This is a genomic window from Caballeronia sp. M23-90 (assembly GCF_053574605.1).
Map to the genome: position 1 here is coordinate 1 of NZ_JBSIPA010000221.1, position 10,389 is coordinate 10,389.

Annotated in this window: 8 protein-coding genes and 2 pseudogenes; 5 read left to right on the forward strand and 5 right to left on the reverse strand. The window is 55.6% G+C overall.

The genetic code is table 11. The features are described 5' to 3' along the window. A partial coding sequence (locus ACRXB1_RS20540; protein WP_449493048.1) for a GntP family permease occupies window positions 1-1,133 on the reverse strand: 1,133 nt, incomplete at its 3' end. A 594-nt stretch (window positions 1,134-1,727) separates the two neighbouring features. Here ACRXB1_RS20540 and parA point away from each other — a divergent pair. The 3 genes and pseudogenes from parA to ACRXB1_RS20555 all read left to right on the forward strand — a co-directional run. Then, a complete protein-coding gene (gene parA, locus ACRXB1_RS20545) occupies window positions 1,728-2,390 on the forward strand; it encodes a ParA family partition ATPase (protein ID WP_062003507.1) in 663 nt (220 codons plus the stop codon). Between the two features lie 24 nt (window positions 2,391-2,414). Beyond that, window positions 2,415-2,532, forward strand: a pseudogene (locus ACRXB1_RS20550) (ParB/RepB/Spo0J family partition protein); the annotation flags it as partial. An 83-nt stretch (window positions 2,533-2,615) separates the two neighbouring features. Continuing rightward, a pseudogene (locus ACRXB1_RS20555) lies at window positions 2,616-3,479 on the forward strand (ParB/RepB/Spo0J family partition protein); the annotation flags it as partial. A gap of 68 nt (window positions 3,480-3,547) precedes the next feature. Here the strand turns inward: ACRXB1_RS20555 and ACRXB1_RS20560 are convergent. Then, window positions 3,548-4,897, reverse strand: coding sequence for a replication initiation protein (locus tag ACRXB1_RS20560; RefSeq protein WP_086380691.1), 1,350 nt, complete (start codon window positions 4,895-4,897; stop codon window positions 3,548-3,550). 1,746 nt (window positions 4,898-6,643) lie between these two features. On the opposite strand from ACRXB1_RS20560, the gene ACRXB1_RS20565 reads away from it, so the two are divergent. Next, the gene (locus tag ACRXB1_RS20565) at window positions 6,644-7,858 is read left to right on the forward strand and encodes a DNA-binding protein (RefSeq protein WP_449493049.1); all 1,215 of its coding nucleotides are present in this window, start codon (window positions 6,644-6,646) and stop codon (window positions 7,856-7,858) included. 2 nt (window positions 7,859-7,860) lie between these two features. Here ACRXB1_RS20565 and ACRXB1_RS20570 read toward each other — a convergent pair whose 3' ends face one another. Both ACRXB1_RS20570 and ACRXB1_RS20575 read right to left on the reverse strand, forming a co-directional pair. Then, complete coding sequence (locus ACRXB1_RS20570) at window positions 7,861-8,898, reverse strand: tyrosine-type recombinase/integrase (RefSeq protein WP_449493050.1); 1,038 nt, start codon at window positions 8,896-8,898, stop codon at window positions 7,861-7,863. Between the two features lie 42 nt (window positions 8,899-8,940). Further along, complete coding sequence (locus ACRXB1_RS20575) at window positions 8,941-9,300, reverse strand: DUF2471 family protein (RefSeq protein ID WP_449493051.1); 360 nt, start codon at window positions 9,298-9,300, stop codon at window positions 8,941-8,943. Between the two features lie 268 nt (window positions 9,301-9,568). On the opposite strand from ACRXB1_RS20575, the gene ACRXB1_RS20580 reads away from it, so the two are divergent. Beyond that, window positions 9,569-9,754, forward strand: coding sequence for a CsbD family protein (locus ACRXB1_RS20580; RefSeq protein ID WP_056363795.1), 186 nt, complete (start codon window positions 9,569-9,571; stop codon window positions 9,752-9,754). A gap of 390 nt (window positions 9,755-10,144) precedes the next feature. Here ACRXB1_RS20580 and ACRXB1_RS20585 read toward each other — a convergent pair. Continuing rightward, the coding region (locus ACRXB1_RS20585; RefSeq protein WP_449493052.1) for a hypothetical protein at window positions 10,145-10,389 on the reverse strand (245 nt) is incomplete at its 5' end.

Consider the following 10,389-nt stretch of genomic DNA (forward strand, 5'->3'; position numbering starts at 1 on the left):
TCGACCGTGGCCGAGCCGGTCGCCTGGCGCAGCGCAACGGCGATCAGCCATGCCAGCAGAATGAGCGGCATGTGCGAACCGATGGCAATCTTCCCGATCGTGGTGCTGATCCCTCCCAACACCAGCGTTTGCTTCAGGCCGCCACCGGCGCCGATCGTCAACAGCAGCGCGCAGATAGGCGGCAGGCTTTTGCGCAGGATGCCACTCACTTTGTCGCGCGGCATGCCACGCGTCCAGCCCAACGCGACGATTGCGAATAGAACGGTGAGTCCAAGAGCAATCAGCGGCTCACCGAGAAAATTGAGCGTATCGAATAGCAGCGTTTCGGGCTTGACAGCTAGTTTCGCTACGGTTCGGCCGAGCATCAACAATACGGGCAAAAGTATCGTCAAGAGCGAGATACCGAAGCTGGGGGCGTCGAGCGCACCGGCACCATCCATCTTCGATGCAAACAACTTGCCCATCTCCTCCGGTTCGTCGACGTGCATCCGGCGCGACAGCCATATCCCATACACGGGGCCTGCAAGGATCACAGCAGGAATTGCGATGATGAAACCAAGACCCATCGTAATTCCAAGATCCGCATGCAGTGCGCTCACCGCGATAAGCGGGCCCGGGTGCGGCGGCAGCAGCGCATGCAGCGTCGTCATGCCGGCCAGCGCTGGGATTGCGATCCGTAAGATCGGCTGTTTCGAGCGGCGCGCCATCACGAAGATGATCGGCACCATCATGACAAGGCCGACTTCAAAAAAGAGCGGCAAGCCGATCACGATTGCCACCAGCGCCATCAACCAGGGCAAGGACCGTGGCGTGGAGTGATCGAGAATGGTCGAGACCAGCCTGTCAGCCGCACCTGACTCCGCCATTAATGCACCGAGCATCGCGCCGAGCGCGATGATGATCCCGACGTCGCCCAGCAGGCCGCCCGCGCCTTTACTAAAAGCGCTCGCGACGGCCTCAAGTGGCAAGCCTGCGGTAAAGCCAGCGACGAAAGTACCAACGAGTATCGATAAAAACGGCGCCAGTTTCAGCGCGCTAATAAGAACAATGATCGATGCCAATCCGAGCGCGCATGCGATGAGAAGACGCGTGTCGTGGTCGGACCACGCGGCGAAAGTCGAAGTCAGATGCACTGAAATGCCTTTGGCTGAATGAGAGAAGAGGCTAGCGTACCCGCGGCTGTTCGCCGTCGCTTAGTGGCGGCGATTTTACGAGTGCTTGCTTACGGGATGCTTGGAGCGGCATCGTGGAACGGTAGCGGGGTTGTGAATAGACCATCGGTGGTTCTAGCCGTATTTTTTTGATCACTATATTTGAGCATCGACATCTACATGACTACACAGCAAGCTCTCCCTTTATCGCGTCAAGCACATGCGCGGGGGGTACGACCCAAATGGAATCGAGCATCTCATCCTGTGAGCGCCGTTCATGTTTGTCTTGCTCTAAGTCGTGTTCGGCCGGACTTTATGCGCATAAAGCGTCGTGCGGTCGACGCAGGCCAGTAAGCCGCTGATGCAAAGGCTCGCCACTCGGTCGCAAAAATTAGACTCCAGCAAGGGCCGCGATAGTACTGTCCACGCCACCGAACCTTGACGCATAAGTCGCAAGTCGACTTTATGCGCATAAACTCCGCCGATTTCTTGACCGAATGGCCAACCACCTACGTTATCGCTAGAATTTTTCAGCTTCTAATGTAAAATTCAAAAAGCTAAATTTGGGAGCAAAACGTGGCAGCTGAAATCATTGCGATCACGCAACAGAAGGGTGGAGTGGGTAAGAGCACGATCGCAATGCACTTAGGCGCTGCGTTTCACGAAAAGGGGAAACGGGTGCTCGTCGTAGACGCTGACGGCCAAAATACCCTAGTGCATTGGGCCAGCGCTGCGTCGGACGAGGCGAGTGGCATTCCGTTTCCCATAGTGAATCTTTCCGAGGCAGGCGCTCAGATCCATCGCGAGATCAAGAAGTTCGTGAATGATTACGACATCATCGTGGTTGACTGTCCGCCATCCATCACCGAGAAGGTTTCTGGTGTGGTGCTTCTCGCCGCAACCGTTGCCATAGTTCCGACGTCCTCATCTCCTGCTGATTATTGGTCAAGCGTAGGTCTGGTCAAGCTCATCCAGCAAGCCCAGGTCATGAACGAAGACCTGCATGCGGTGTTTCTCCTTAACAAGACCGAGGAGAAGCGGATGTTGACTCGAGAACTGAAGCGGGCCCTCGAAGAATTAGGCTTCCCCTTGCTCAAGACGCAGATCCCAACACGGGAGTGCTACAAGCAGGCAATGGCTTTGGGTCAGACCGTGCTCCAGATGAGCGACAGAGGTTCACGCCTTGCCGCGGCCGAAATACGTGCGTGTGCAGACGAAGTTCTCGCCATGCTTCCCTGACTTTATGCGCATAAAGGACCCTGAATGAAACCGAATCCGTTTGCCAAAGGCTTCAAGGCCCGGCCCGACACAACGAGCAGCGAGAAGCGTACAGCGCTCGATCGCATTAACGCGATCGACGAAATCGTTAATCAAGAGGCGGGCAACGACAAGCAAGTGACCGGCAGATCCAGCGGATACACTGAAGCCGAATACGAGGGTGACACACAGAATCCGGAATCGGATGCGTTCAAAAGCTGGCGCCGAAAAAATCGTTACGTTCAGGGTCAAGTGATCGAATTGCCGTTGAAAGCAATCAAACCGAGTCCGTTTAATCCTCGCCACTTTTACCTGAAAGCATCGATCGCCGAGCTGGCCGTCAATCTCGCCAAGCAAGGTCAGCAGCAGGCCATTCACGTGATACCCGACCATGATAATCCCGGCACTTTCTTTGTAAGCGATGGAGGGCGGCGAGTTCGTGCTCTCAAAGAAGCCAATAAGGAAACAGTGAAGGCGATTGTCATCGATCTCCCGATCGGGATCGAAAGCTATAAGCTTGGATATGATCTGAACGTACAGCGCGACTCCCAGACAGTCTTCGACAACGCTGTCGTCTGGAAGCGTTTCCTTGAAGAAAACTACTTTCAAAGCCAGCGGGAACTCGCCGATCATCTAGGTCTGGACGAATCGACCATCGCGGTCGCGCTGGCTATCGCGAAGCTACCCGAAAATGTGATGCACGAGATGGTTGCTCGGCCAGACCGGTTCGGCTCGAACATGGCGTATCAGGTCTCGCGGTTCCACAGTGCACGAGGCGCGGATGCGACGCTGCGCCTGATCAACAAGATTGCGTCCGACGATCTGAGTACCCGACAAGTCGCGGACATCGTGAAAGGGCGCGCTAGCGCGCAAGAGACACCGAAGCCAACCGGTCGCCAACGCTATGCTCAGCGACTGGAAATCAAACTGGAGGGGATTGCCGTGGGCGATCTTAAAACCTACGGCGATGACCGACTTGAGTTGCGATTGCGTGGCCTGTCGAAGGATAAGCGCGACGCGCTGCTGCAGCAGATAGAAATGATGCTGCAGACAGAATCTGGTAATCCGTAGTCCCGTAGCGACTCATCCACCACGGCGCCAGACACGAAAGTCTTGCGCCGTACAACCGCCGTTTTAGTCTACGCTGCGCGGTTCTGATTCAATGTGAACGCCAGCAGATCCCCATCGGTCGGCTCTCCCCAAGTCTTGCGTGCGAGCCAATCGAAGAAGGACGTTTCCCCCATCTTCGAGTCGAGTCCGCGCTTACGCCAGTCGTCGCGCATGTGACCGCCGAGCTCCGGAAGTACATCTTCCTCGAAGGTCTGGCGCGCCAATTCACGTTCCGACTCACCTTGCTCCTCGTACAGCGCGCGAGCTTCCTTCCGACGATAAACCGAAAACTCGCTAAGCAGGCGCGCTTTGAGATCGTCTGCCGGCGCGCCGTTGGTTTTCGCGGGGGCCGTTGCCGCAGGCAACGCCTCGAGTTGGGGCGCGTAACCCTTTTTCAAAGCATCTTTGAATAGCGCCGCCGCGCTTCTTACCGGGGGCAACGAGGTACTCCGCATCCGTTGCTCGGTCATTTGCAATGCGGCCCGAATCCGGTTTTCCTCGCTGTCTGCGTAGAGCGTTTGGGCATCTTTCAGGGGTATGCCGATCTTGACCATCCGATCAACCAGCGTACTGTCAAAGACATTCGGGTGTTCATCGAGTGCAAGCATGGGTTGCTTGCGCTCAGTTACGCGGAACTGTATCTCCGCGACTCGTCGTCCTTCCCTGTGTTCGATCAACTCGACGAAAATATTTGTCACCGCGTTGACTTCGGCGATGGCCGGCCGGAGATAGTCGCGCTTGAAATATTTGTATTCGCGCTTCGCTTCGTCGCCGGCTTCAGTATCGGGCGTGCCCGACAAGATCGGCCGCCACCATTCCCACGTCTCACGCATGGTGAGATGACTCGGATTTGTCAGATATCGGACGCAGATTTCGTAGAGAGCCAGGCCGGCGCTGCTTCGCAACTGACTCTGAAACTGCAGACTCAGGCGAGCGTATTGCACCGGATCCAGCAGCTTTTTCTTGATCTTTGGTGCGAAGGAAAATTCAACCCACACGCGCCTGGTCGCGGGATCCTCAAGAATTTCCGCGTCCGCGATCAACGTCGATATCCCCCATTTCCGGCCTGGCTTTTGGCTGGAGGTGCCCGTGCTCCACTCGACCTGAACCGACACCATCCGGCGCAGGTGCTCTTTGACCAAAGCGGTATCGTTGGAATCGAACGCTGAATTTGCGACGATATCCGACAGCAACGCCCGATAGGTATCACCAGATTCGTCGGCCTGCTGTGCGACGGCCAGCAAGACGTTGAACAACTTGCGAGTCAACAGGGTGATCTTTCCGCTCTTGGGCTGAATTGCAATAGCCTCAACGGCCTTTCGCAGCTCCGCCGAACTCGGGCTCACCACGTCAGTCTTCTTCGCGCGTTTGGTTGCCATGCTTGGTGTCAGGGAGAATTTTGGGAAAGGATACCGGCGACGGTGACGCTCGTCTACAGGCACAAACTCACCCTTGAGCGGTGATCAGCAACTTGCGCACCGAACTCACTGAGGTGCGCTCCCGAAAGTTCTCACCCTCACCATTCGTCGCCCGCCTCGCGTATCCCCGCGCCACGCGGGTAAACGGTTTGGCGCATTCTTTTGCTTGTATTTTGGCGCCCGAACTACGATCCCGTATTACCTCACCCAAAAAAATTTTTCGATTGCGCATGTCTTCCGCCAAAACTGCCCACCGTCGAAAAGCGGCTTTCTCCGTGCAGAGGCTGCCAAATTCTTATTGAATACCACTTACGAAGGCTGTTTCTCTTGATTCCTGACGATTGCGCTCCTGAAAACACTCACCGTTACCTCAGTTTGAAGCCTCATTCTGCTTTAAACACCGAGTGACGCGCCCATCCGCGTGAACCATCACTGCTCCCGAATTCCCTCACCTTCGTCCCCACGATGACACCCGGGCCTGAAATAAACGATGGGGCACCTCCCGTAAAGCCTCACCTTTGCGGCACATCCAAGCGATTTCGAGGTCCAGCCGTGTGCCAAATCCGCCGGACACGCCCAATTACGACGATCCAAGACCCCGCAAAAGCTCACCGTAGCCAAGGATCTAAGGTCTGTGGCGCCGACTTCTACTCAAATCGCAGCCTCCCGAAAAGTCTCACCCTAAGCACGAGATGCTGTCGGCATCTGCCTTATATTCTTATTACTATCAACATGTTAGGTGATGAAGTCAGGGTTTTCAGATGGCGAGCGGCGGTTGAAAAACGTCGAGGTGCAAGAGGGGCTCCCGAATACACTCACCGATGGATCACTACTGGGTACTCGCTGGCATGGCAAATGACGGTTGATGCCCCCCGAAAAAGCTCACCTTTACCGCCTCTAGCTCAAATACCCCTTAAAACCGAGAATATTAGGCCTTTAAGGTTGAAACTTCACTCCCGAACCCTCCCGTAACTCCTCACCTTAAGCCGCAAACATCGCAGGCGATCACGCAAGCATTCGGTCTTGGCGCCTGTATAACCTCACCCTCGAGTGACGTTGGCCCCCGTGAACCCTCACCATTAGGTAATAATGACCGATTATAACTGGATTTTTTGCGTTTTCTTAGCCCCCGCAAACACTCACTTAACGAATTGATGTCGCAGATGCTCCTTGTCTACTGGGCGGGCTTGTTCACTACGCGATCTCCCGAATAATCTCACCTGTCAAAACGGCACGACTCCCGAATCCGCTCACGGATGCTCCCGTGATGACTCACTGTCGTTCCTGAACCCCATCACCTCCAGCCCCCGTCAGCGCTCACCTTCTATCCCGCAGACACTCACCTTTGCGTCCGGAAAGCCTTACTCCATAAGGGTTTGCCGTGGCGTTAACGTTTTTAACTAGGGTTCAAAGGTGTTTACTTCTAATACTCTCAAGACGGGGAGATTCTAGATAGAGCACCGTTACACCCCTCCGGCTCGTGAAACATCGTCGAAGCAGTCACGGCCCAAACAAACTGCTAGTAATCAACAAGTTAAGCTATTAAGCTCTACATGTTTCACGGAAACCACTGCCGTCGGAAGGTTATATTGGCATAACGGAGCACGAGCGCTTGCAAAGCTTGCTTAGTTCTCAGCTTTCTTTGGAATCGTAGTGATTGCTACGTAATGTATTATTTATCGAACGAAATAAGTGCCGGGAGGGTTTATGAATGATGAAGAGCGCCTCGATCTGCGTACTGAGCTTGCTGAGTTAAAAGCCAATGGCGCACGACGGCAAGACCTTTCGCAACATGCATGCAAGCGGCTCTTCTTCGATTTCGGCATCCGGCCATCCATGGCTACCGTAAGGGACCTAACTCAGACCGGAAGCGCAAGCGACATCCCGAAGGATATCGATGCGTTCTGGACCCGAATTAGGTCGGCGTCCCGAATTCGCATCGATGGTGGCGCGATTCCCGATGCTTTGCAGGAGCGCGCAGGCGAACTCCTTGGGCAACTGTTTCAGGAAGCAAGGCATTTAGCCAGTCAATCGCTCGAGATAGAACGTAACGCAGCAAAGAGCGACGCGGACACCGCATTGAGTCGTCTTCACGATTTCGAAGTACGGTTCGCTACCGTCAATGAAGCGCTCCTACGAAGCGAAGCGCGGGCGGACGCGGCGTTGGCACACAATTCTGCATTGGAAGCAGAAATGCATGCGCTCCGTGACCGGGATTCAAACGCTCAGGGCGGTCTCCACGCGTTAATCCAGCGTCTGGAGGGTGAAAACGATGCCCTGACCAAACGTCTCGATGCCCAACAACTGACAAACGCCACGTTACGTGATCGACTGGATACCTTGAATTACGAATTGCGGCAGAACACGGAGCACTATGCGCAGCAGATCAAGGACGCGGTGAGTGAGGCTGAGCGGCGCGTCAAGCCGATGCTGGTTGAACTCGATTCGCTTCGCGGCATGGCCGCGACGTACCAGACGAGTGTGCGCCAGGCCAGTCAGAAAGAATTTGATTTCATCCAGCAACTCAGCACTGCGAAAGCGCGCGCCGACCGACTTGAGCTGCAATTGCGCGAGAAATCCGACGAAATCGATGAACTCTCCTCCGAGCGCGACACCCTTCGCGCGCAAAGCGGAATCAGTAGAAGTGCAGCCCGGCTCATTTGCTCGTTGGTCGAAGAAGGACGGTTATTGAACAAGGAAATTCTGGCGCTAGGCACCGAAGTCGACGCGTTTATCGTGCTGCCGTCGCGTTGTCCAACATGCATGGCTGGTGAGCCCGAACTTGCTCAGCACGGAAACGAGTTCGAGCTTTCGTGCCCTGATTGTGAGCGATCGTCGGGTGCCACGGCGTCACGGATTATGGCTGTCGCATGTTTCAAGACCGCAGAAATGCTCGATGCGAGCCAGCAAGTCGAAAGGTGAGGTTATTCGGGACCTGTTTTTCCGGCGGATCGTTCGTCCGCAACCGAAGCGTCATGCTTTGCATGGGCCAAATCACGCTCCCGTATTTCCTCACCTTTCCAGCGTTCCCACGCCCGATGCAGCCTGTGCGCTGAAATGTCTTGCTGAAATCCCAGCCACTGTCCGACCTGCTCGGGCACCGTTCCGCTTTCAAACCGGTCCGCGGCAAACGTGTTGCGCAAGGTCTGGGGACTGGCGCGAGCTACCCGGGAATCGGCAATACCGGCGGCCAGCGTGACCGCATCGATAGAGCGCAGCATCGTGGCCTTGTGCATGATCCGCCCCGACGCGGTAGACGGAAATAACAGGTCGCCTGGCAATCCGGCGGTTTTTCGTTCGCTGATCCACTGATCAAGCAACGCGACGGCGAAAGGCGCGAGCCGGGTTTGTCGTATGAGCGTGGAATTTGAGGCTTCGACTGTGAGCCATGGTTGATTCCAGTCAAAGCTACCAACGGTCAGCGCGGCCGCCTCTCCCGTTTTCACTCCCCCGCCAAGAAATACGCCGACGAGTGCACGGTCCCTGCTTTCACGCCAGCGTTGACCGGCCGATAAATCAACAATCGGCGAGAAAAGGTAGGCGACCAGCGCCGCGCGCTCGTTGTGCGATAGAAAACCGGTTGGCTCGTTCTCCCGTGCATCCCGCCAGGGTGCTTCGCCATCTTGTGCAATAAACCGAGCAGGATTGGTGGACGCGAGTTCTATCTGACGAACATGGTCCAGCACGCGCTCAATGAGCCGTAGATAGCGTACGCGCTGTGGTTTCCGGATATCCAGTTGTGTTACAAACTGTTCGATGGCGAGCCGGTCCACGGTCTTGAGATTGACGCGTTTGACGTCCAGCCATTCAAGAAACAGGCCCCATTGCGCGCGGTAGACGTTCGCTGACGATGCCTTGAATGCCTGACCGGCCATCCACGCATCGAACGCACTTACCGGATCGGCGTACCAACTCGCGCGCTCTCGCTCGAAAATGTCGTCGGTCCTGGCGTTCAGGGGCATCAGGAATGATCCTTAGAGGTGAACCTGCGGGCGAAGCCGCTTTTAAAGCGTAACTGCAACCGCTAACTCGGGATGCCCGGCGCGTGCGGCCTGGTCGTAAGCATCAACTGCGAATGCAAACACGGGCGGCAGCGCATTGGACCTGCGAAAGTCTACAAGATCGTCTGTTTCGGGAAAGCTCAGGTCAACCGGGCGTGCAAACAGAGCTCTGAGCGCTGACTCGTGCCGGCCGGCAAAACCAAGATCCGCGAGAGCCTCTGCTTCGATTGCGAGCAGGAGCCGCCACGACAGTGGGACTGCTTGCACGATATAGCGATGCGCAACCTCGCGTGTGATTCGCTTAAGGTCTCTCACCACGCGGGCGAATTCGGGGGTGTCGATACGATCTTCTTCGATGTCCATTTTTGTCTCCCTCTTTCGGCGATAACGGCAAGGTACGATACTGTACAAACATACAGTGGTTATCGCAATCTCCCTTTATCGCGGCGCTCCAATTTGCGCTGATGCAAGCTCGCAATGTGCGATTCCGCCTACGCGCTAATCAGACGCCATCGGCTGTCGGACCCACTATGGATTTGCGATGCTGTTTACACTGTCAGGACATTTCCTGACATGGCGCCGCGAACTTCATTACATCGGATTCGCGCTTTTGATACGAAAGGAGATGAAGATGAACAAGGATCAGAAAGACGGCGTAGTAAAGCAAGCTAAGGGCAAGGTCAACGAAGTCGTCGGCAAGGTGACGGGTGACCGCGCCCAAGAAGCCAAGGGCGACGTGCAGCAGGCCGCCGGGAAGGTGCAAAAAGGCGCAGGCGATGCCCGCGAAGACATGAAGGACGCGTTGAAGAAGCACTAAGCGGTTCGACCGCGCCGTCACTATTTGATTAAGTGGCGGTTGTTTCATTCGAAGTAGATCAGCAAGCGAGGCCGTGTCAGACGCAAGTCGGCACGGCCTTCTTGTTATGTCGCCCCACGCCAAGCGGAAACTTTATGCGCATCAAGTTTCTTGGTTAGACGCGTATATCAAGACCTAGCAGCACTCATTGATATCTGAGGTGCGACGAATCGCGACTCAAGGGCTCTGAAACCCTCGCAGCTTCACACAAATAAACATAACGTTCATGTACAGTTCCGCTCGGATTTGATACCAAAAAACTCGCCCGTTCGGTGACTCCTGCCGAGCGAAGGTAAACGTACAGGCCCGGGCCGAATGAAAACGTTAGCGGTGATTCCCAAGAAGTCTCTGTTACCAACGGCGCTTTTCGCGCTGGCAGCGTTTGTCGTACCTTCTTACGGCACCGCAGCCGAAATATGTGGCGATGGCCTGTGGGCCGACGCCATGATCGGCTCCTACCACGTACATCCTAAAAAACCGCCCCACGCGCTTGGGCGCGACCCTCATGAATAGAAACTTCAGGGGCGTACACTTGATGCGCGCAGAGACAGTGGCCGTATGCTTCTTGGAGGTCTCGACCCCGTCAAAAAACCTGG

Coding starts and splice junctions, on each gene's coding strand:
- ACRXB1_RS20580 (WP_056363795.1), top strand. CDS start 9,569: ATGAACAAGGATCAGAAAGACGGCGTAGTAAAGCAAGCTAAGGGCAAG.
- ACRXB1_RS20560 (WP_086380691.1), bottom strand. CDS start 4,897: ATGGCAACCAAACGCGCGAAGAAGACTGACGTGGTGAGCCCGAGTTCG.
- ACRXB1_RS20575 (WP_449493051.1), bottom strand. CDS start 9,300: ATGGACATCGAAGAAGATCGTATCGACACCCCCGAATTCGCCCGCGTG.
- ACRXB1_RS20570 (WP_449493050.1), bottom strand. CDS start 8,898: ATGCCCCTGAACGCCAGGACCGACGACATTTTCGAGCGAGAGCGCGCG.
- ACRXB1_RS20565 (WP_449493049.1), top strand. CDS start 6,644: ATGAATGATGAAGAGCGCCTCGATCTGCGTACTGAGCTTGCTGAGTTA.